Origin of the sequence: Desulfosporosinus meridiei DSM 13257, assembly GCF_000231385.2 — a bacterium.
GTDB classification, from domain to species: Bacteria; Bacillota; Desulfitobacteriia; order Desulfitobacteriales; family Desulfitobacteriaceae; genus Desulfosporosinus; species Desulfosporosinus meridiei.
The window spans coordinates 1,763,053-1,785,226 of the sequence record NC_018515.1; the positions used below are offsets into that span (position 1 = coordinate 1,763,053).

16 protein-coding genes are annotated in these 22,174 nt (G+C 38.7%); 13 read left to right on the plus strand and 3 right to left on the minus strand.

The genetic code is table 11. The features are described 5' to 3' along the window. Positions 1-473: 473 nt before the first annotated feature. The 12 genes from DESMER_RS08150 to DESMER_RS08205 all read left to right on the plus strand — a co-directional run bounded on the left by DESMER_RS08150 (position 474) and on the right by DESMER_RS08205 (position 16,285). Entirely contained in the window at positions 474-1,706 is a 1,233-nt protein-coding gene (locus DESMER_RS08150; protein ID WP_014902575.1) for a CoB--CoM heterodisulfide reductase iron-sulfur subunit A family protein, read from the plus strand. A gap of 4 nt (positions 1,707-1,710) precedes the next feature. Continuing rightward, a complete protein-coding gene (locus DESMER_RS08155; RefSeq protein WP_014902576.1) occupies positions 1,711-3,927 on the plus strand; it encodes a hydrogenase iron-sulfur subunit in 2,217 nt (738 codons plus the stop codon). 78 nt (positions 3,928-4,005) lie between these two features. After that, the gene (locus DESMER_RS08160; RefSeq protein ID WP_014902577.1) at positions 4,006-5,175 is read left to right on the plus strand and encodes a (Fe-S)-binding protein; all 1,170 of its coding nucleotides are present in this window, start codon (positions 4,006-4,008) and stop codon (positions 5,173-5,175) included. A gap of 269 nt (positions 5,176-5,444) precedes the next feature. After that, the gene (gene sat / locus DESMER_RS08165; RefSeq protein WP_014902578.1) at positions 5,445-6,611 is read left to right on the plus strand and encodes a sulfate adenylyltransferase; all 1,167 of its coding nucleotides are present in this window, start codon (positions 5,445-5,447) and stop codon (positions 6,609-6,611) included. Between the two features lie 86 nt (positions 6,612-6,697). Then, positions 6,698-7,135: an adenylyl-sulfate reductase subunit beta gene (gene aprB / locus DESMER_RS08170; protein WP_014902579.1), complete on the plus strand. Its 438-nt coding sequence runs from the start codon at positions 6,698-6,700 to the stop codon at positions 7,133-7,135. 38 nt (positions 7,136-7,173) lie between these two features. Next, positions 7,174-9,066 (plus strand): adenylyl-sulfate reductase subunit alpha, encoded by a 1,893-nt coding sequence (gene aprA / locus DESMER_RS08175; protein ID WP_014902580.1) that lies wholly within the window; start codon positions 7,174-7,176, stop codon positions 9,064-9,066. 223 nt (positions 9,067-9,289) lie between these two features. Beyond that, positions 9,290-9,637, plus strand: a complete 348-nt coding sequence (locus tag DESMER_RS08180; protein ID WP_014902581.1) for a YlbF/YmcA family competence regulator — start codon at positions 9,290-9,292, stop codon at positions 9,635-9,637. A 769-nt stretch (positions 9,638-10,406) separates the two neighbouring features. Then, positions 10,407-12,218 (plus strand): SulP family inorganic anion transporter, encoded by a 1,812-nt coding sequence (locus DESMER_RS08185; protein WP_014902582.1) that lies wholly within the window; start codon positions 10,407-10,409, stop codon positions 12,216-12,218. A gap of 33 nt (positions 12,219-12,251) precedes the next feature. After that, positions 12,252-12,821: a universal stress protein gene (locus DESMER_RS08190; RefSeq protein ID WP_014902583.1), complete on the plus strand. Its 570-nt coding sequence runs from the start codon at positions 12,252-12,254 to the stop codon at positions 12,819-12,821. 152 nt (positions 12,822-12,973) lie between these two features. Next, positions 12,974-13,591 carry a hypothetical protein gene (locus DESMER_RS08195; RefSeq protein ID WP_014902584.1) on the plus strand — a complete coding sequence of 206 codons (618 nt, stop codon included), beginning with the start codon at positions 12,974-12,976 and terminating at the stop codon, positions 13,589-13,591. Between the two features lie 636 nt (positions 13,592-14,227). After that, entirely contained in the window at positions 14,228-14,860 is a 633-nt protein-coding gene (locus tag DESMER_RS08200; protein ID WP_014902585.1) for a hypothetical protein, read from the plus strand. 66 nt (positions 14,861-14,926) lie between these two features. Beyond that, on the plus strand, positions 14,927-16,285 hold the full coding sequence (locus DESMER_RS08205; protein ID WP_014902586.1) for a sigma-54-dependent transcriptional regulator: 1,359 nt from the start codon (positions 14,927-14,929) through the stop codon (positions 16,283-16,285). 430 nt (positions 16,286-16,715) lie between these two features. Here the strand turns inward: DESMER_RS08205 and DESMER_RS08210 are convergent, their stop codons facing one another. From DESMER_RS08210 to DESMER_RS23940, 3 genes are all read right to left on the minus strand, one after another. Next, positions 16,716-18,440, minus strand: coding sequence for a SulP family inorganic anion transporter (locus DESMER_RS08210; protein ID WP_014902588.1), 1,725 nt, complete (start codon positions 18,438-18,440; stop codon positions 16,716-16,718). Between the two features lie 481 nt (positions 18,441-18,921). Further along, positions 18,922-19,521 (minus strand): hypothetical protein, encoded by a 600-nt coding sequence (locus DESMER_RS08215; protein WP_014902589.1) that lies wholly within the window; start codon positions 19,519-19,521, stop codon positions 18,922-18,924. A 146-nt stretch (positions 19,522-19,667) separates the two neighbouring features. After that, positions 19,668-19,835, minus strand: a complete 168-nt coding sequence (locus DESMER_RS23940; protein WP_014902590.1) for a hypothetical protein — start codon at positions 19,833-19,835, stop codon at positions 19,668-19,670. Positions 19,836-20,072: 237 nt separating this feature from the next. Here DESMER_RS23940 and DESMER_RS08220 point away from each other — a divergent pair, with 237 nt between their 5' ends. Further along, positions 20,073-21,599, plus strand: coding sequence for an ATP-binding protein (locus DESMER_RS08220; protein ID WP_014902591.1), 1,527 nt, complete (start codon positions 20,073-20,075; stop codon positions 21,597-21,599). The last annotated feature ends 575 nt before the right edge of the window (positions 21,600-22,174 follow it).

The following is a 22,174-nucleotide window of genomic DNA, read 5'->3' on the forward strand; positions in this document are numbered from 1 at the left end:
TTTTCTGCCTATTTATAGCCGGAAACGATAATCGTATTTGCATAATAACTTCTATAGGAAGAGGTTAGATCGTTAGAATATCATTTCAACTAGATTTACAAAGGTATCGGAGATCAGTTCACTATATAATATCTTAATTATCGCCATATTGACTTATTACGACCACAGTGCTAGTCTTATTTTGTAAGTGAAATAAATAATTTGCAAAATAATTAAATACAAGTTTGTGCATTTTGTTACGTTTGATGTGATATATATCTAATAGGACAAGTTTTGTTGCTAATTAGTATGTGAAAGAAATCATATACCTCATAATCCGCGAGTTAATAGGAGCGATAAAGTACTATATACAATGAAAGCAAATATCTCCTATTAAGGTAGGAGGAGTGCTATAAGGTTGGTTCGAGAAAGCTCTTGATCCAACTGCCTCGGTAAATGCCGAGAGTCTATTGACATATAAGGGAGGTAGAAGGATGGCGCATAAGAGTATTTTAGTGGTCGGAGGAGGAGTGAGCGGACTTACAGCCGCTATTGAAGCTTCCGAGGCAGGAAGCGAAGTTTATCTGGTTGAACAGAAATCCTACCTAGGTGGTAGAGTGGCCCAGATGAATCAGTATTTTCCTAAGCTGTGCCCACCGAACTGCGGGCTGGAGATTAATTTTAAACGGATTAAGCAAAATCCCCGCATCAAATTCTTCACTTTGTCAGAAATCGAAAAGATTGATGGAGTAGAAGGAGACTATACTGTAACTGTTAAGTCAAATCCTCGTTATGTGAATCATAATTGTACTGCATGTGGCAAATGTACTGAGGCATGTCCAGCAGAGCGGGCTAATGAGTTTAATTATGGAATGGGTAAAACAAAGGCCATTTATAACGCTCACGAGTTTGCATTCCCAATGAAGTATGTGATTGATGGATCAGCTTGTTTGGGAGCAGAATGTGGGAAATGTGTTGCTGCCTGTGAATATGGCGCTATTGAATTAGATATGTCGGCTAAAAGCTTTAATTTAAATGTTGGATCAATCGTGTGGGCTACTGGTTGGGAACCCTATGATGCTCAAAAAGTAGACTATTATGGTTTTGGACGTCATCAAAATGTTATTACAAACGTTATGATGGAAAGATTGGCTGCTTCCAATGGTCCTACCGCTGGAAAAATCCTTCGTCCATCTGACGGAAAAGAAGTAAAAACCATTGCTTTTGTTCAGTGTGCAGGATCCCGAGATGAAAATCATCTTCCTTATTGTTCGGGAGTTTGTTGTATGGCTTCGCTTAAACAGGCAACCTACGTAAAAGCCGCCAGCCCAGATGCAAAAGTCTATATGTTTTATATAGATGTTAGAGCGATGGGAAAACACGAAGATTTTTATACAAAAGTTCAAGATGATATAAACATGATAAAAGGAAAAGTTGGCGAGATTTCTGAAGATCCTGAGACGAAGGATTTAATCGTACAAGTTGAAAACCAATTAACTGGTGAAATTATGAAGGAAACCGTTGATATGGTTGTACTAGCGACGGGTATGGCGCCATCTACCTCGAGTGCACTCGATACAATATCCTATGATGAGGATGGCTTTATTGTTTCCCAACCAGGAATTTTCGGTGCAGGATGCGCTAAGAAGCCTTTAGATGTTTCCTCATCGGTGAAAGATTCTACATCTGCAGCGCTTAAGGCCATTCAATCTACGGTGAGGAGGTAGCCCAATGGTTAAAAAAACAGGTGTTTATATCTGTACTGGATGTAGTCTAGGAGAATCTCTGGAAATAGAGAGCCTGTCCAAGGTTGCTACCAAGGAAGGCAAGGTTCCTGTATGTAAGACACACCCCTTTCTCTGCGGTTCTGAAGGGGTAGAGTTAATAAAGAGCGACATTGAGAATGAAGGCGTTAACACAGTTCTTATTGCTGCTTGTTCCCCGCGTGTTAATTATGATGTTTTTGAATTTGACTCCGTTGTTATGGAGAGAGTAAATCTTCGTGAACAGGTCATCTGGAGTCAAACAGCAAACGACGAAGACACTCAGATGATGGCTGAAGATTATCTAAGAATGGGTCTTGCTAAGGTGAAGCACATTGAATTGCCTGAACCTTATCAAGGTGTAAATATGGTTAAAACCCTATTAGTTGTTGGCGGTGGCTTGACAGGTATGACATCTGCTCTAGAAGCTGCCAAAGCAGGGTATAAGGCTGTTTTAGTTGAGAAAAGCCCAGCTCTTGGAGGCTGGATGAATGGCTTGTTTAAACAAGTTCCTCGAAAAGCACCGTATACTGCACCTGAAGAGGTAGATGTTGCTGAGTTAATTAAAGAGGTTGAAGCTAATCCTGATGTTACAGTCTATACAGGTGCTGAGATTCTTGAAATAGCTGGTTCTCCAGGTATGTTCGATGCATCAATCAGCCAAAATGGTGCTACGATTACGGAAAGAGTCGGATCCGTTGTTCTTGCTACAGGAGCTGTTCCATATGATTCGACAAAATTGGATTATCTTGGTTATGGTAAATATGAGAATGTAATCACTGGACTGCAAATGGAAGAAATTGCTTCTAAAGGAAAGATTGTTCGTCCAGATGGTAAAGAAGTACAAACGATTGCCTTTATTCAATGCGCAGGATCACGGGATCCTGAACACTTACCCTATTGTTCGGCAACATGTTGCGTAGAGTCCCTAAAACAGGCTTCTTATATTAAAGAACAGAACCCGGAAGCAAATGTTTTTGTTTTCTATAAAGATATGAGAACACCTGGTCAATACGAGAGACTCTATCAACAAGTGCAAAAAGATGGAAGTATTTTCGTCAGGGGAGAAATCAAAGGTATTACCGAAGATGGCGAAAAGAACCTGCTTATTGAAGCAACAGATATTCTATCTGGAGCAACGATATCTACTGAAGCAGTGGATATGGTAGTTCTAGCAAATGGTATGGTTCCCACAACAGCTTTAGGAGAAGATTTCGCAGCTAAAGCTGATACGGAGGAAGATAAGAAGGACGACGGGCCTAAGCCTGAAGTAATTCTTAAATCAAATCTTCTCAATCTCTCATATCGACAAGGCCCTGAAATGCCTACTTTGAAATATGGGTTTGCTGACTCTCATTTTATCTGCTTCCCATATGAAACTCGCCGTACCGGAATTTACGCAGCCGGTAGCGTAAGGGCTCCAATGGATGAATTGTCTTCGATTGAAGATGCAACCGGAGCAACCTTAAAGGCAATTCAATGTATGGAATCAAGTGCCCAAGGTATGGCTGTACACCCTCGAGTAGGGGATATGTCTTTCCCAGACTTTGCAATGTCGAGATGTACTCAATGTAAGCGTTGTACTGTAGAATGTCCTTTTGGTGCTATTAATGAAGATGATAAATTTAATCCGTTGCCAAATCCGACCCGCTGTCGCAGATGCGGAATCTGTATGGGCGCATGTCCTGAACGGATTATTACCTTTAAGAACTACTCGGTTCCTATGATTGGTAATCTGATTAAGTCAATCGAAGTACCTGATGAAGATGAAGAAAAACCAAGAATTTTGATTTTTGCTTGTGAAAATGATGCTTACCCCGCTTTAGATATGGCTGGTATTAATCGGCTTAAATATAATGCTTGGGTTCGCGTTATCCCTCTAAGATGTCTGGGCTCATTGAGTTTAGTTTGGATAGCTGATTCCATGTCAGCTGGAATCGATGGAATCTATCTTTTGGGCTGCAAGCATGGTGATGATTATCAGTGCCACTTCATCAAAGGAAGCGAGTTGGCTGAGATCAGATTATCCAAAGTGTCGGAAACCTTAGACAGGCTGGATCTGGACTCCGAACGAGTGCGAATGGATCAAATCTCCATCACGGATTACGACAAGATACCTGCTATGTTAGATGACTTCGCCGCAAAACTTGAGGAACTTGGCCCCAACCCATACAAAGGGTTCTAAGTGGATCTAAGGTTAGGGGGACAAACTTCCTATTCAGGTAGAAAGAATGTCCCCATAAGATAGCAAAGGAGCAGTATTATGGATGAAATAAAAGAAGTATCTCTGGAGATGAGAGAATATATTATTTCTTCAGGAGCCGAAACGCTCAACTGGTGTATGCAGTGCGGTCTCTGCACCAATCTATGTCCATACCGACAGGTTCCCGGTGAGCTTAGCGAAGTATTTAATATTCGTAAAATGCAACGACAAGGACAACTCGGCTTGGAAGGTTTCGATGATGAAGAAGTTCTTTTTGCCTGTGTTACTTGTGGCATGTGTCAAACAAATTGTCCGAGAAGTGTTGAGATTATTAAAAACGTACGCTCAATGCGTAATACGATTGTAGGTGCCGGCATCTTGCCGAGTCACTTAAGACCTGTAGCAGGGAGTCTTCATGCCAATGGCAATCCTTGGGCCGGACCTCGTGAGAAGAGAGCTGACTGGCTAGAAGGCTTGAATGTTCCAGAATTTACAGAAGGCACTGAATACCTGCTTTATGTATGCTGCACATCCTGTTATGATACACGCAGCCAAAAAATTGCTAAAAGCGTTGTCAAACTTCTCCAACAAGCTGGAGTTAACTTCGGGGTCTTAACAGCTGAAGAAAGCTGTTGTGGTGAAACTATCCGTAAAATCGGGGATGAAGAACTTTTCGCTAAATTAGCTGAGTCTAACATCAAGTTGTTTAATGGAAAAGGTGTTAAGAAAATTATTACTACTTCCCCACACTGTTTGTACTCTTTTAAACAAGATTATCCAGAACTTGGTGGAGAGTACGAAGTAATGCACTATTCTGAGCTCCTTAGTGAACTCTTGAAAGAAGGAAAGCTTTCCTTACCAGGGGAAATTGCAAAAAAAGTAACATTCCACGATCCATGTTACTTAGGACGACACAATTTAGTCTATGACGCTCCACGTGAGCTACTCCAGGCAGTTCCAGGGGCTGAGCTTGTCGAATTAGATCGGGCTAAGAATAAGAGCCTTTGCTGTTCAGGCGGTGGCGGGCGGATTTGGGCCGAAGTACCCTTTGGTGAGCGTTTCGGAGAATTACGGATTAATGATGCAGTGAAGCAAAATGCTGATGTCATAGTCACTGCTTGCCCATACTGTATTACAATGTTAGATGATGCTTGCGCAGGTTTAGAAAAGAATGACGTGTTGAAAGTCATGGAGATGTCAGAATTTCTCTGCGAGTCCCTTGAAAAATAATAGGGTTAATGTAGACGAAGGGTTTGTGCTTGAGTATAGATGTTGAGCTAACCTCATATCAAAGATGTTCTTTACTTAGAATTCAAGTTATGAGGTTGGCTGACTGATATGGTGAAAAAAGTATCAAACGTTAGTGAAAGGGGGGATGCCAGAAACGCTGTTTATATAGTATCCTTCCGACAGAAATGATGTTGGCTGTGTGCATCATAAACACTAGTTTCTGCAGTATACTCACATTCATTATAAAAAAATTTGAGGAGGATTGTACTATGTCAAAACTAGTACCACCCCATGGTGGAAAGTTAACACCTGTATTGCTCCCTGAATCACAAAGAGCTGATGCATTAGCAAAAGCAAAAACCTTACCAGTGGTTCGCATGTCTTCAAGAGAAACTTCTGACCTTTTAATGATCGGGATGGGGGCATTCAGCCCACTAACAGGATTCATGGACAAAGCCAATTATGAAAGTGTTGTAAACACAAAACATTTAACCAATGGCTTAGCATGGCCTCTCCCAATCACTTTGTCAGTTACTCCTGAACAAGCTGAAACTATCAAAATTGGTATGGAATTAGCTTTAGTTGATGATGAAACAGATACCTATTGCGGTATCTTAACAGTGAACGATAAATACGAGTATGACAAAGTTAAAGAGTGCAACGCTGTATTCTTTACGGATGACGCAGCGCATGATGGTGTTAAAAAAGTTATGTCTCAAGGAGATGTCAACATCGGCGGTGAGTTGATAACCTTTAGTCAACTGGGATACGCTTCAAAATATGGTGACTACTATGCTACTCCTGAACAAACCAGAAAAATCTTCGATGAAAAGGGCTGGGCAACTGTTGCAGCTTTCCAAACCCGGAATCCTTTACATCGTTCACATGAGTTCCTCTGCAAAATGGGAAATGAAGTTTGCGATGGACTATTCATACATCCTATCGTAGGAAAACTCAAAGAGGGAGATATTCCTGCTGAAACTCGTTTAGAGTGCTATGAAGTTCTTTTGAAAAATTATTTCAATGAGAAAAATGCTGTGATGAAAGTATATCCTATGGAAATGCGCTATGCAGGACCAAGTGAAGCTATCCTACACGCAATTTTCCGTCAAAACTTTGGCTGCAGCCACATCCTTGTTGGCCGTGACCATGCTGGCGTTGGCGATTACTACACAGCTTATCAAGCTCAAGAAATCTTTGATACCTTTAAGCCAGGCGAAATCCTTTGCCAACCTCTTAAAGTAACAGCTGCTATGTACTGCAATAAGTGCGAAGGCATGACAACTGAAAAAACTTGCCCACATGGCAAAGAAGATCATTTGAAAATTAGCGGAACTAAGCTGAGAGCTATGTTAGCTGCCGGCGAAGTACCACCTAGCAATTTCAGCCGTAAAGAAGTACTTGAAATTCTGCTCAAATATTACTCCTCTAAGTAAGCTAACCATTGGTTGAAGACTAAACTAAAGGATCCTAAGTTCTTTAGTTTAGTTTCAAAAATATATGAATGATGGAGGTAAAACGAATGCCAAGTTTTGTAATTGCAGAAAAATGTGACGGATGTAAAGGGCAAGACAAAACAGCTTGCATGTATGCATGCCCCAATGACCTTATGTTGTTAGACAAAGAGAAAATGAAGGCTGTAAACCTTGACCCTTCCCAATGCTGGGAGTGCCTATGCTGTGTTAAGGCTTGCCCACAACAAGCAATGGATCTTCGTGGATATGCTGACTTTGTTCCACTAGGCGCCTCATGTGTACCTCTCCGTAGCTCTGATAGCATTATGTGGACTGTTAAATTCCGTAACGGCATGACCAAACGCTTTAAATTCCCGATTCGTACAACAGAAGAAGGTTCCGCAGTACCTGATGGCGGTTATGAAGTAACCACAGACATCGACAGCATCGAGCTGTATACAGAACCAGCTTCAATGCATATGCCAGTATGGACTTATAAGAAGTAAGCTCTTGTAAAAGGGAATAAATAGGGAGGTTAAAATCAATGCCAATGAACTTTGAAACAGTAGAAGTAACAACCGACCTTCTGATCATCGGAGGCGGAATGGGATCCTGTGGTGCTGCAGTAGAAGCAGCATACTGGGGCAAAAAACATGGAATTAAAGTAACCTTAGTTGATAAAGCATCAATGCCACGTTCCGGTGCAGTCGGAATGGGATTGTCCGCTATTAACTTATATGTTGGTCTTGCTGAAGGTAAAAACACAGTTGAAGATTATGTTAGATACGTTAAAGGCGACTTGATGGGTATTGCTCGTGATGACTTAGTCGCTAACATTGCCCGCCACGTTGACAGCTCCGTTCACCTCTTTGAAAAATGGGGTCTCCCATTATGGAAAGACGAAAATGGCGGATATGTTCACGAAGGTAAATGGCAATTAATGATCAGCGGTGAATCCTATAAGGTTATCGTTGCTGAAGCCGCTAAAAATGCTTTAGGCGAAGAAAACATTTATGAGAGAGTTTTCATCACCGAACCACTTATGAAAGATGGCAAATGCGTTGGAGCTGTCGGATTCAGTGTTCGTGAGAACAAAATCTATGTCTTCAAAGCAAAAGCTACTTTGTGCGCAATGGGTGGAACCGTTGGTGTCTTCAAACCAAAATCCACTGGTGAAGGTGCTGGACGTTCATGGTATCCTCCATTCTCCACAGGTTCATCTGCTTACTTCACAATGAAGGCCGGCTGCGAAATGACCTGTCAAGAAGTACGTTTCGTGCCTATCCGCTTTAAAGATGCTTATGGTCCAGTTGGCGCTTGGTTCTTACTTTTCAAATCCCGCGCTACCAATGCATTGGGCGAAAACTACATGGAAACCCGTGCAGCAGAGTTAGAAAACTGGGGCGTATTTGGTAAAATTAAGCCAATTCCTGCTAACCTCCGTAACCATCTCGGATTATTAGATATCCAAGAAGGTAAAGGACCTCTCTTCATGCGTACTGAGGAAGCTATTGCTAACTTAGCTAGACAATATGAAGGTGACGAGAAAGCCTTCAAGAAGAAAATGAAAACTTTAGAGAATGAAGCTTGGGAAGACTTCCTCGATATGACTATTGCTCAAGCTTTACTATGGGCTGCAACTAACGTTGAGCCAGAAGTAAGATCTTCCGAAATCGCTGCAACAGAGCCTTACTTCATCAGCTCCCACTCCGGAGCATCAGGCGCTTGGGTATCTGGTCCAGAAGATCTCTCTGCTGGAACCGACTATTTCTGGGGTTATGCTAACATGACCACAGTTCCTGCACTCTTTGCTGCTGGTGACGCTACAGGAGCTTGCGCTCACAAGTTCTCATCAGGTACACACGCTGAAGGACGTATTGCAGCTAAAGCAGCTTGCAAATATATCTTAGACAACAATACCTTGATTGAGGCAGATGCTCAAGTTATTGAAGATATTAAAGCAACAATCGTAAAACCACTTGAAATCTATGAGCAACACAAAGATTTCAGTACCGATCCTAGTGTAAACCCGAATTATATTCTTCCAAAGCAATTCATGTATCGTCTACAAAAAATGATGGATGAGTACGTTGGTGGAGCAAACGTGTTCTTCAATATGAACCAAGCTTCCTTAACCAGAGCAGCAGAACTGATGGAGTTCCTCAAAGAAGACTCCGAAAAATTAGCTGCAGCTGATCTGTATGAACTGTTGAGAGTTTGGGAAAACAAACACAGATTATGGCAAGCTGAGTCTCACCTCAAAGCTGTAACCTTCCGTGAAGAAACACGTTGGCCTGGATACTATATCAGAACAGACAAACCTGCCATTGATGAAGAGAACTGGCGCTGCTTCGTTAACATGAAGTGGGATCCAAATACTAATGAATGGTCAGTATTCAAAAAGCCTGTTCTTGATATGTTTGGCGTATCCTTTTAATCCAACCATGTAAGGTCAAGTAGACTAAGTAAAAATAATAGTCTATTTGAAGGCTGATTTCAAGAGGGGATGGTGCAAATTTTCGTGATCTCTCGGAATTTTGTATCCATTCCCTATTTCTTTAACACAAATATCTAAATTCTTCCTTTAAGATTTTGTGGTAATCAGTTATTATTTAATTGTATGTGTGAAATAATATAATAATTTAAAGGAGGAAACAAACATGGATCAAATTGAGGAATTAATGCAAAAGAGTATTGAACTAGGTAAAGCGATTGCCCAATCTGATATCTATAAAGATTTCAAAAAGGCTGAATATGATCTTTTTCAAGATGCGGAAGCTCGAAAGTTAGTAGAAGATCTTCAAAAAATCAAAAATGAACATCGCGGCAAATTAATGGCCGGCATTGAAGTAACCAAAGAAGAAGAAGAAAAACTCCAAGAATTAGAGAAAACATGCATTAAAAATCGCCAAGTTTTAGCTAGTAATCAGGCTAACACAAACTTCCAAGAGTTTATGGAGCAGATATCTGGAAATATCAAAAATGGGATAAAAAGTATCGATAAATAATGACAATTGACAATTTTAATCTCTAGATTAACTTGTCACTGGCTTTCTTCTTCGACGTCCGTAAATGGAAGTAATGTACATGAATATAACACCTAATCAGTGAAAATATATACCATTATCTTGATAAAATGGCAATACATATGCGCCTTGATAATCTTCAATTGCGTATTGTGTATTGCCATTTTAGATTACACCGATTTCCTTTCAAATCTGCTGTCACAGCAATAGGATATATCGATTGCGGTAATATTGACTTGATATACTATCAATGCTAATCTACAAATAATAGGAAGTTAAACGTTCTCATGGAATAGCTTGTGCAATTTATAACGTTTGACTAACCTCATCCAGTCTAGGTGAAAAATAGGTAGTAGGTGTAAATATATAGAGAGTTTGATGATTGGAGGTGAAATAGAGGGTATTTCTAAGACTTATATCTCAATGAATTAGCCTTGATTTTAGTTTAAAAATTGCGGAAGACACTAATTTGTTGAAATTTTTAAACTGTCTGTAGGTTATAGTGAAAAAAATCTCTTTCAACTGTCTCTAAATTCTGCCGCTTAGCTGTAATACATCGTACTCTTAAGTTTTCACCATTAATAATCCTGAGTTTGACGGATTCGATAAACCCTTTCAAGAGGAGGGAGGGTATTTTTTATAGCTATAAATCTCGTTGTTATAGTAAATGTTAATCTGGAAAATAGAAATGGTCTATGGCCAAAAAGTTTGGGTATTGTCAGCTTAAACTAACGTGAAAGGTGGAATTCCTTTGTACTTAACAAGATTTAAGTATATTCCTTTGATTGGAACCTTAATGAATTATAAAAAGGAATACTTTAGTAAAGACTTAATTGCCGCATTAACTGTCGCAGTTGTAGTCATTCCCCAGTCAATGGCATATGCATTAATAGCTGGTGTTAATCCAGTTTATGGTTTGTATACTGCTATTGTATCGACTATCATTGCCTCGGCATTTGGTAGTTCAAATCACGCAATTGCTGGGCCAACAAATGCTATTGCACTACTCGTAGCAAGCAGTCTAGGTAAGTATATGGGCCAAGAGAATGTTTATCAGATGCTCTTTTTAATGACGTTTATGGTTGGTGTGTTACAGATTCTATTTGGAGTTATAAAACTTGGAAAAGTTATTAACTTTGTGTCTCATTCTGTAGTCATAGGTTTTACAGCCGGGGCAGGGGTATTAATTGGGTTAGGGCAACTCAGTACTCTGCTGAGTATTTCTATTAAAGATTCTGCTCATATGTCAACGATGCAGAAGTTCTATTATGTTATGACTCATTTAAGTCAGACTAATATGTATGCACTTGGACTTGGGGCAATGACTATGGCTATAATTATAGTTTGTAAAAAAATTAATAAGAAGATCCCCGGAGCTTTGATAGGAATCATTATTCCAATTATCTTTATTGTTATGTTTTCCCTGGATCAAAAGGGTGTAAAGCTAACAGGATTTATACCATCCTCCCTTCCGCCTTTTAAAATGATTCAATTTGACCTTAACGTTATGCAGAATCTTTTTGGTGGGGCAGTAGCAATTGCTATCATTGGCTTAGTTGAGGCTATAGCAATTTCAAAGTCAATCGCCACAACCTCAAGGCAGAAAATAGATGCTAACCAAGAGTTTATTGGCCAAGGGCTGGCTAATGCCGGAGCTGCATTCTTTCAATGCTTTGCCGGGTCGGGATCCTTTACTCGTTCAGCAATCAATTATCAAAGTGGTGCAGTCACCAGATTTGCCGGAATAATGTCAGGTATCGTAGTTGCCTTAGTCTTATTGTTTTTTGCGCCCTATGCACAATATATTCCAAATCCATGTCTTGCTGGTGTAATTCTGGTTATTGCTTATAACATGGTAGATAAAAAGGAAATCATGCATATTGTGAAGGCTGGAAAGTTTAAATCGGATTCTATTGCCATGTTTACCACAGCTATTGCGACAATTGTAATGCCTCATTTAGATGTGGCAATCTACACAGGAATTGCAATATCTATTGCCCTATATCTTAAAGATACTAATAAGGCACCTTTAAAGATACTTCTACCTTCACAAGAAAAGAATGGGCATGTTATTGAAAAAGAAGTTAAATCCCTTAAAGAAAAAGTTGACATTCTAATCATTCAGTTAGAAGGAAATCTTTTCTTCGGTTCAGCGGAAGATTTACAAACAAAGTTAGATGATCTAACGGATAAATCAAAAGTATTTATTCTAAGAATGAAATATGTTGCAACGATTGATTTAACTGCTTTAGGCGCTTTGAAGGTTTTTATAAGAACTGTTAAAGAATCTGGCGGAATCGTTATCTTCAGTGGAGTAAAATCTGAGTTCAACTCTCTATTGATTAATTCACATGTAACTTCGGATATTGGAGAAGATAACATCTTCATGTCTGAGAATGAAATTTTTGCCTCATCTACAAATGCATTAGAAAGAGCAAAATCAGTTTTAGGTTGTGAGATCATTGACGGTAAGGACAAATCTGCTGCCTGTAACTTATTAGAATCTGAAATTAATACAAATGTAGATAGCGGTATCAAAAATCGAAACACTGCAGCCTTTTAATTGAGATTAGAAAATTATGAAGGAGGTATTAATTTGCACGAGTCAACGTTTAATGTTCTTCTTTATTCCGACGGATCCCAGCAGGCTTTTTCAGCCGCAGTTTATGCAGCCAATTTGCTAAAAAGCATGCCAAATATGCATTTAACCATTGTCCAGGTTCAGGAGAGCGAAGAAGGTTCAATGGGGACAGAGTATAGTTGGATCGATACCTGGCCCGTTAGTCCTACGTCGGAGTGGATGAAACGTGTCATTGAGTCAGATAATAACGTAAGAAGTTTGTATAATCATATTCTTAATAGAACTAATGAAATTTTCACTGAAAGAGGAAAAAATGTCAGTCATCATGTGATCTATTGTAATCCTAGCATATCTGACACAGTAGATGCGCTTCTTGAGTATGCGGAAAAGAAAAAGTTCAAGTTGATTATCATGGGTACTCGTGGTCTAACCACGCTAAAAGGCTTGATTTTTGGTTGTTTAGCTCACAACGTTCTAAATAGATCACCCATCCCTGTTTTGTTAATTAAGAAGTTGCCCCAAGACTTCATTGATAATTATTGCTCAGATGATAACAGCAATGTTTTGAAAGTTAATCATCTATAGTCTCGGTTCTCTCAGTTGATCTCCAACCTTTTTGTGAAAAATACAATCAGCCCCGTAGAGAATCGTCTCTTCGGGGCTGATTCGGTTTAGATCATTTCACGAGAACTCATTTTGGTGTATATTACTATCATAATTAGAAAGGCGGGATCAGGTTGACTGATTCAACTCTTAACAGAGCTTTGTCTTTGACGGATCAGGCGAACGGGAAGTCGAGAGAGATGATTTCTCCAATCTGGTTACTATTTAATCCTAAGCATCCTGCTGTGAAACATTATATTTGGACGCCTGTATTGGCGGAAATTCAAGACCAGGTATATAGGGAATTGCGTAATAGGATAGATTCTTCTAAAATTTATACGCGGTTTGCTGTTTCCGACAGTAGGATAGTTCCGAACACATTGAATTGGTGGGATACTAAAGTGGCCGCAGAGATAGCCAATTTTCGAGAGTTTGCTTCATTGCACAAGCCGAAAATCTTAATATCTTTTGGTGCCTTTCCCTTTGAATTTTTAAGACGAGTCTATGGAATGAAACCTGAGAAAGGCCCAAAGTCTTGGGGAACATCAAATTTAGGGGACGAATTTATAAAATCAATTGAGCACTTCGATCTCAATAAAACAAATATTTTTCCTTTACTTCGCAGAATTGTCGAAAGTGATAAGTATATTGATGATCATGATTATAACGATAAATATTTTAAATACGTTGGGACAAATATTGCCAGGAGAATTATCGAGCATAAGGATCAACTAAATATTTGGATGGATTAAAAAGCGAGATTACTGAGTTGTATAATAGTTATAATAAGAGAATCTAATTAGGCTTCATAGAGATTAACCTCCCTATGAAGCTTTTTGTAGTTTGTTTTTTATCAAAAAGGACAACAATTAAAAATTAAAGAATTTGATTAAGAAGAATTGAGTTTGATCAACAGGCCAACCTTATCATTGGAGTAAGAAAGTAATTTGCCAGCTTTTACATCTCTAAGTAGGTTAACTAGTAATTTACTGGTGTTATGTTGCCCGAAAACATGTCAAATGAACATACATTTACTATCAGATAACAAACCTATTAATTCCTCTATCAGGTATATTAATTATGAGCATATTGTTTTGCTCTAGACACATTTCTTTCATAATGTTAATCTCTAATTGTGATGAATCACACATGATAGATAAAGAGAGGGGGTAATCAAAATAATTAGCTAGGGTCGTACTGGTTCTAGAAATAGATAGATATATATAAAGCTGCCTGATGGCCGCTAAGAAATTTAATCGAGTTAATTAAATGCTTAAAGTCATAAACATGAGGATTTTGAGTTAGTGAACTAAACTCTATTAATCATAGGTTACCAGCCAAAGTTCTTATGTGAATGGCAGTACAAGCAAAGAAAGGTGGAAGTAATTTTGTCCTGCTTGACTCCAAGAGAAACTTTTTCTAAGGGTGAGAGTATGAAGAGAGAACTAGGAGAAAGAACTTATCCGATATGGCTATTAATAAACCCCAAATACCCAGCAGTTCGCCATGATATTTGGAGACCTATATTAGATGAGATCCAAGACAGAGTATTTAGAGAATTGTATACTAGAATAGACACTTCTAATATTTATATTCGTAGTGCTGTAAATGACGGAGGTATCGTTCCAAATACTTTAAACTGGTGGGGTAAGGAGGTAGCAAAAGAAATAGAGTATTACAGAGAGATCGTAAATGAACACAAGCCCAAGATGCTCATTTCTTTTGGCGCATTTCCCTTTGAATTTGCGAGGCGTGTCTTTGAGGTAAAACCAGAAAAAGGACCGAAAGCCTGGAGTTCTTCCATTCTTAAAGATGAATTTGAAAATGCTATGGAAAATTTTGATATTAACCAAACTAACAGGATACCACTGCTCAGGCGTGTGATTCCCACAGATAAATTCATCGAAAACCACAATTTTCTTTCGCGGACAGACCGGGAGACTTATTTTCAGCATGTTGGCGCAAAAATTGCGGAAATAATAATCGAAAATAAAGAACATCTAGATATCTGGATTAAGTAAAACTAACAACAAGGTGAACAAGCGGATTTCCTATTTGTCACTTTCCGTTAAGCGAAGGAAGTGTTTTTGTTGAATAAGATACTAGTCATTGATGATGAAGAGCATCTGTGTTGGGCTCTCGAAAAAGGCCTCCGACAGGAAGGGTATCAGGTGATAACTGCCACACGGGGGAAAGAAGGCCTGGAACTAATTCAGAAAGAAACACCTTCCTTAGTTCTGCTTGATCTCAAAATGCCTGAAATGGATGGCTTAGAAGTGTTGGTCAAAGCCAGAGAACTCTTCCCAAAGCTTCTGGTAATTATGATTACTGCTCATGGATCAATTGATACTGCCATTGAAGCTATGAAGCTTGGGGCAATTGATTATATTTCCAAGCCATTTGACCTTAATGAGCTCAAGATAGTTGTGAGGCAGGCCTTAATGGTAAGCCGTTTACGGGAAGAAGTTGTTTTTTTGCGCTCTGAACTGAATAAAAAACATGGCCGAATTTTAGGCAACAGCCCGGCAATACAAGAAGTAAATAACCTTATTGAGAGGGTTGCCGATAGCAATGCAACTGTAATGATTACCGGAGAAAGTGGTACAGGAAAAGAAGTTACGGCACTTTCAATTCACAATCTAAGCTATCGCCGAGAAAAGTCCTATGTTCCTATCAACTGCGCAGCACTCCCCGAAACGCTACTAGAAAGTGAATTGTTTGGCCATGAAAAGGGAGCATTCACGGGTGCTGTGAGTAGAAAGCTAGGTCGCTTTGAATTAGCTGATAAGGGAACAATATTTTTGGATGAGGTTACTGAAATGCCTCTGTCAATGCAAGTTAAACTCCTTAGAGTACTTCAGGAAAGACAGTTTGAAAGGGTAGGAGGAACCGAAAGCATCAAGGTTGATGTAAGGGTTATAGCTGCAACAAACCGGGATCCGATGGACTGCATTAAACGAGGAACTTTCAGGGAAGATCTGTACTACCGTTTAAATGTACTACCGATTCACATTCCCCCCTTAAGGGAAAGATCGGAAGATATATCACTATTGACCATGCACTTTATGCAAAAATTTAATCCCTCTCAAGAACAAATGATCTCTCCTGAGGCTTTAACATTATTAATGAACTATGAATGGCCCGGGAACATTCGAGAGTTGCAAAATGTAATCGAAAGGTCTGTCATCCTCTCTCAAGGGCAGGAGATTAAGGTGCAACATCTACCGAAAGAAATACAAAAAGTTGAAAACAAAAAAAGCGATGCAGATCAAGGTTTGATTCTTAATTTTCCTGACAAGGGGATTTCATTCGATGAAGTAGAAAGAGAATTGATTCTTAAGGCTCTTGAGAAAAGCAGAGGTAATCAGACTAAGGCAGCACAGCTACTTGGACTTACACGATCAGCACTCCTTTATAGGGCTCAAAAGTACCAAGTAAAATTATAGTGGAAAATCTACAATGGTTCTATGTAGATAGGGAGGGAACTATGAGAGAGACTTCAAAGTGCAGCCAATGTATTAATAAAGAGTTATGCCATATTCGCTCAAGTCTTAATAGGATTATTAATGATGTAATCAAGACTTCAGAAGCAGAAGTACACCAATTATCACCTAAAGAGATAGACTTTATAATATATACAGATATTTCGATAATACCAACACGCTGTGAGAGTTTTAAATGCCGTCCGGAGTCGTCTGGAATTAGAGAGGGTTTATCTGCATTTAGATTACCATTGGCAACGCCTGCAATATGATTAAACTGCTATTATTAACTCGATACTCTAGGCGCCCTGTTGATTATCAGGGGGCGATTAAATATTTGAAATAGCCCTCGAAAGATTAGATGATCTTTTCGAGGGCTATTTCAAATAATGTTTTAGTATGCTTGGACAGATCGGTTCTCCGAGGTATAGCTGACACTTCTAACAAAAGAGTTTGCATGCTCTATAGCTTTCTCAGATGAGGCAAAAACTTCATCTTCTTCCATATAGATATTTTCTTTACCGACGTGATCAACAATGTCCATTTTTCTCAGCATGCCTAAGATGTTTGGTGTAACTCCAGAAAGAATAACCTTTTTTTCTTCCTTTAAAGCTCGGTCAATATAAGTTTCAATAACTTCCATTGCCGTAATATCGATGATTGAAACGCCTTTGAAACGTAAGAGATAAACTTTGGAGTTTGGGAATGAGTCGCTTAACTTCTTGTCAAGATCCGCTGAGGATCCGAAATATAGGTTTCCCTCTAGTTGATGAATTGCAACGGCGGTGTCATTCTTACGGGCTAATTGTTCAATAAATTGCCCGTTATTTGCGCTGACCGTTTCTAAAGTTCTGACGGTAGCTACGGCAGAATCCTTTAGGTATAGAATTACTGAGACAGCAACTCCGGCATAAATTGCTTGCTCTAAATGAGGGGCAAAAATGGTCGTCAACATGGTCACCAGTAGGACGATGGCATCATTACGATTAGTTGTTGTAACCTTTACTAAAGCTCGTTTATCAATCATTGAGTAGGCAACTACCATGATAACCCCAGCTAAACTTGCATTTGGAATATATCTCGCGTAGGGAGCAAAGAAAAATAAGACAATGAGGATTATCAAACCTACCAGCACACCTGTTAACCGGGTTTTTCCTCCATTTTGATGGGTTATAGCAGAACGTGTAAAGGAACCGGAGCCTGCTATACTGCTGAAAAATGATCCTACTAAATTAGCTATTCCTTGGCCAATAAACTCCTGATTGGGATCTATTTTTTGTTGGGTTTTAGTTGCAATTGACTTGGAAATTGATACTGCTTCAACTAAACCAATAATGGCAATGACGGCTGCTCCGGTACCTAAATCGCCAATAGCAGAGAGATTGAAGTTGGGCATGCTTAGCGGTGGTATAGCTTGAGGAATTTGTCCGACAACTTTTACTCCTAATTCCTCTAACCCTAAGATCATCACGAGAACTACTGAAAAGATAACACTTAACAAAGCACCGGGGATATTCTTATTAATTATTTTACTGATTATAATTATTGTTATAGTAAAAAGGCCAACTCCTAAAGCATAATAATTAATTTTATCAATACTCTGTAAACAAGCAACTACTTTTCCAATACTTGAAAGGTGTGGATCAGGCAGACTAACTCCCATTATGTTATTTAGCTGACCCATAGCAATAATAACACCTGCTCCGGCGGTAAAGCCTACGATTACAGCATGAGAAACATAGTTGACTAAAGAACCCAGTTTTAGTACCCCCATGGTAAATTGTATAGCTCCCACTAAAAAGGTTAGGAGAAATAAGTTTGCAAAAAAGTTATTGCTTCCTGCAAAGGGTATCATATAGGATGCTATCAAGAGACAGATAGCATTAGTTGGCCCGGTGGCCAACTGATTAGAACTTCCAAACGAAGAAGCAATAATTGTTAGCACAATACCAGAGTATAAACCGTAGGCTGGGTGAACACCGGCGATCATTGCATAAGCCATAGTTTGAGGTAAGGCAACTACTGCAACAGTTAATGCAGCGATTAGATCAAATCTGAAATTCTTTTTATCATAATTGATTAAGGTATCAATAAGTGGAATAAACTTTAAAATGTTCATGGTTATTGCCTCCAAACAGTAATTTTTCACTACTAATCATGTAATAACTTAAATGAGGTTTGTGAAACATAGTACGTATTTAGCTGAACTTATTTATTAGCATATGGTTTAGTAGATGACGCAGAGGAGGAAATCAACTTTAGAATATTCCTCGGCTGTGAAGGATCTACTATTCGGAGAATATACAAAGATTTCTTAATGGTTATGCGCTTCCGGCGTTCTCTGCTTGAGGAATGTCACCGGAAGCATGATAACTTGGGTCTAAACTCCCGTGGATTCAACTATTATTTTTCGCTGATTGGCCAAAGCCAGTCTCCAAAGAAAACTAAATAGTCCCAACAGAATTTTAAGGTGCTCATTTTAATCATCCTTTCTCTTATAAATAGTAGTTTAGCATAACGGTTAATTGAGTTGCGGAGGTAAATTAGGATGCATACGTTAAGAGAATTAATAAATTAGTTAGAGATATTAGAGCACGTAATTAAATCCATATTTCCAGATGATCTTTGTTTTCGATAATTCTTTCAGCAATCTTCGTTGCAACATCATAATAGTAACTATCTTGGTCTAGCCAATCTTTGGTATTGGTTTTAGAAATTCTTCGCACTAAAGGAATACAGTTTGGTCGATTTATATCAAAGTTGGCAATTGCCTGCTCAAATTCGTTGCTTAAATTTCCTGTATTCCAATACTTAGTTTGACCTTGGGAGCCTTGATCGAAGGCTCGCTTGATATACTCATTGGTAATGGCACCAAAAGTAATTAGAAGCTTAGGTTGGTACCTATAGACACTCTCTTTGAGTATTAGAATCTTTTTAGTTAACTCCTCCTCCATTGAAGTGTTACATATTTTTCCTATATCACTGAAAGCGCTCAGAATAAATATATTTCTACTGTTAATCCTTGCTCTGAGTTTACGATAGACTTTATCCTGAATCTCATACATTACTGGATTCCATATATTACTAATGTCATCAGGGTATTTCGGATTTGCGATGAGCCAGATTGGAAAAGATTTATCTCCTGCTTCAATTTTCATCTGCTCAATAGGCGAATGATTATTGAGTAATAAGCTGGACAAAGGAATTTCCTCCTTTAAAATTAATCCTATCAAGAATATTGATTGTGAAGATACAGTGGGGATGTAGACGGTAATAATCTTATAATGTTATTGTTTAAAAGTGATCAAGGACATGAAGGGGCTTTTAGAGATAAATGTTTCCTAATCTAACGTAGAATTGGTCTTGCTGTAACTTGTTCTTGAATTTTTTCGCTGTTTAGAGTGTGGAATTTCTTCATCACTTCCACAATTAATTTGCTTGTTTCAATCTCATTATGAATATTACAAGAATCAAATAATTCTTGGACCCAAACGGTGAATTGATTAGTAGTCATATAAATTACCTCCTATGTTTCTAGCTAGTTATTGCAATTAACATGCCAGCTATTTAGGGTGTTATTTGAGGAGATTTTGTATGTTTTCAGCCACTGTAATCTGTTTTGAAGCAATAGTTAGAGCTTTAGTAGACTCACAGATCTTGTGATATGCTTAAAGAGGGTCTTTCTCAGGAGTGTTTGTTTTCAAGCACCATTAAAGGATCTGTCTGAATTCGTGCTATGGAGGTGGTTTGCTTGTTTAGAATTCTCAAGAACAAATCTTTCGCTTCGCAAATAATGTTTGTTGTTTCGGCAATTCTACTTATTCCTATCTTGGTAATGATGTATGACATCTTTTTTTCTGGAGCAAAGGATGAAATGCTCTTAACCACTAAAGAAGAGCGATTGGGAACCATGGTCAATGCTACTGTCCAAGGCTTGACAAAGGGTTTGGAGGGTTACAGTCTGGAATACAGATCTCCACTCTCTAAAACTGATATCAAAACAATTGCTAATGCCTTTGATTCAATAGCCAAGCCATTAGCTGATGGTAACCCCGGGGTGCGCTTGGGTTTATACATTCCTGAAACAAATGATCTTTTTGTCTATGGTTTTCTACATCAATACAGACCCCAAACCCCTGAGGAAATAAAAGCTCGCGAGTATCGCATTTTAAACGAGGCTTCTTCAGGCCTTATAGCAGTTAAAGCAACTAAAGAACCTCTTGCTCGTATTGCAGGTTCATTAGGAGATCAAGCATTTGAATACTTGGTGCCAGTGATAAAGGACGGAAAACTGATTGCCATTGCCTGGGCAGATGAACAGGTTCATCCGGTCTTTGCGCAAAGCAGGCAGTTTAGCCTCATTACCCGATACATGACCTTATTTGGTTTGATACTTGGTCTGGGGACAGCCCTTTATGTTATTCATAACTTAGCTTCTGAAGTGCAGATAATTAAGAATGGAATATTAAGCATGCAGGAAGATAGTGATAAAAGGCTTCCTACGCTGCCGGGAGAAATCGGAGAAGTTGTTCAAGCTATCAACAATATGGCAGACAACTTAAAGGAAAAGAAAAGGCTGGAAGAAGAATTAATGCGCTCCGAAAGACTTGTGGCTTTAGGAAGACTGGTCACAGGAGTTGCGCATGAATTAAGGAATCCTTTGGCGATTGTTAAATCAACCGTTCAAGTTATGGAGGGCGAGTTTAAAACCCAAGAAGGACTATCGGAATATACAAAAGTAATTTGTGAACAAGTGGATCGCGGAAATCTTGTTATTAAGGAGTTGTTAGATTTTGGTCGACCAAGTAGACCAATCGTTAGTCCGACTGAGTTAAATAGTTTATTGTCATCCGTTCTAACATTTACCTATCCCATGCTAAGGCAAAATAAGATTCAATTAGAGAAGCGGTTTGAACCCAATCTACCTTTGGTGAATATCGATATGGATCGAATGAAACAAGTTTTTGTAAATTTAATTATTAACTCTGTACAGGCAATGCACAATGGAGGGAAGCTTATCATTCAATCACAGGCTAAAGCAGAAACCATTGAAGTTCAGATCACTGATACCGGTACAGGAATTGAAGCAAGTGATCTCTCGCGTGTCTTCGATCCGTTTTATACAACCAGAGACGATGGTGCCGGTTTAGGATTGTCGATTAGCTATCAAATTATCCATATGCACTTAGGCAATATATGGGTCGCTGAAACCTCTCCCAGAGGGACTACAATAATTGTGAGTATACCTAGATCGAACTCACTTCCAATAAAACAGTAAAGCCAAGACTCGATTCAAAAAACTTCATTTTCAAGTTAAAAACTCCGAGGAGAAAGATTTTTCTCTTCGGAGTTTTTTTATAATTAATAGGTCTTATTAAGAAAGATTTGGATGAAGATCCTTATAGCCCTTATTGATTAAAAGTGAATTGCATTTTGGTAGCCATAGTCATCTATAAGTCTATTTTAGTCGAAATTAAGAAACAAAGGATTAATAACCTTAATTAGGGTAGATGATTACTAAGCAAATAACAGGGAAAGTTATGTAACAGCAATAGACAATACTGATTAAGAGCATTTTGATTTGCTATAGACGTAATTCTATCACGATGGTAATCTTATCTTGTGAGTATAGTCACATACATAGTTGAAGGGAGGCTGATACAACTCACAAGACTTATAGAAAAATCGATCCGTAATAGATAGGAAATAATCGACTATAAAAGATTGGAGGGGGATCTATCAAAGAACCAGATAGTCAAAAACCAATAGCTTTAGTCAAGTCAATAAAAAAAGCAGCCTCTGAAAGGCCGCTAAGAAATTTAATCGTAATAGTATTATAACACAAAAATCGGA

Excerpts from the sequence above, each read along its gene's own strand:
- DESMER_RS23940 (WP_014902590.1), bottom strand. The coding sequence starts at position 19,835 with ATGACTACTAATCAATTCACCGTTTGGGTCCAAGAATTATTTGATTCT.
- sat (WP_014902578.1), top strand. The coding sequence starts at position 5,445 with ATGTCAAAACTAGTACCACCCCATGGTGGAAAGTTAACACCTGTATTG.
- DESMER_RS08180 (WP_014902581.1), top strand. The coding sequence starts at position 9,290 with ATGGATCAAATTGAGGAATTAATGCAAAAGAGTATTGAACTAGGTAAA.
- DESMER_RS08210 (WP_014902588.1), bottom strand. The coding sequence starts at position 18,440 with ATGAACATTTTAAAGTTTATTCCACTTATTGATACCTTAATCAATTAT.
- aprA (WP_014902580.1), top strand. The coding sequence starts at position 7,174 with ATGCCAATGAACTTTGAAACAGTAGAAGTAACAACCGACCTTCTGATC.
- DESMER_RS08155 (WP_014902576.1), top strand. The coding sequence starts at position 1,711 with ATGGTTAAAAAAACAGGTGTTTATATCTGTACTGGATGTAGTCTAGGA.
- aprB (WP_014902579.1), top strand. The coding sequence starts at position 6,698 with ATGCCAAGTTTTGTAATTGCAGAAAAATGTGACGGATGTAAAGGGCAA.
- DESMER_RS08160 (WP_014902577.1), top strand. The coding sequence starts at position 4,006 with ATGGATGAAATAAAAGAAGTATCTCTGGAGATGAGAGAATATATTATT.
- DESMER_RS08150 (WP_014902575.1), top strand. The coding sequence starts at position 474 with ATGGCGCATAAGAGTATTTTAGTGGTCGGAGGAGGAGTGAGCGGACTT.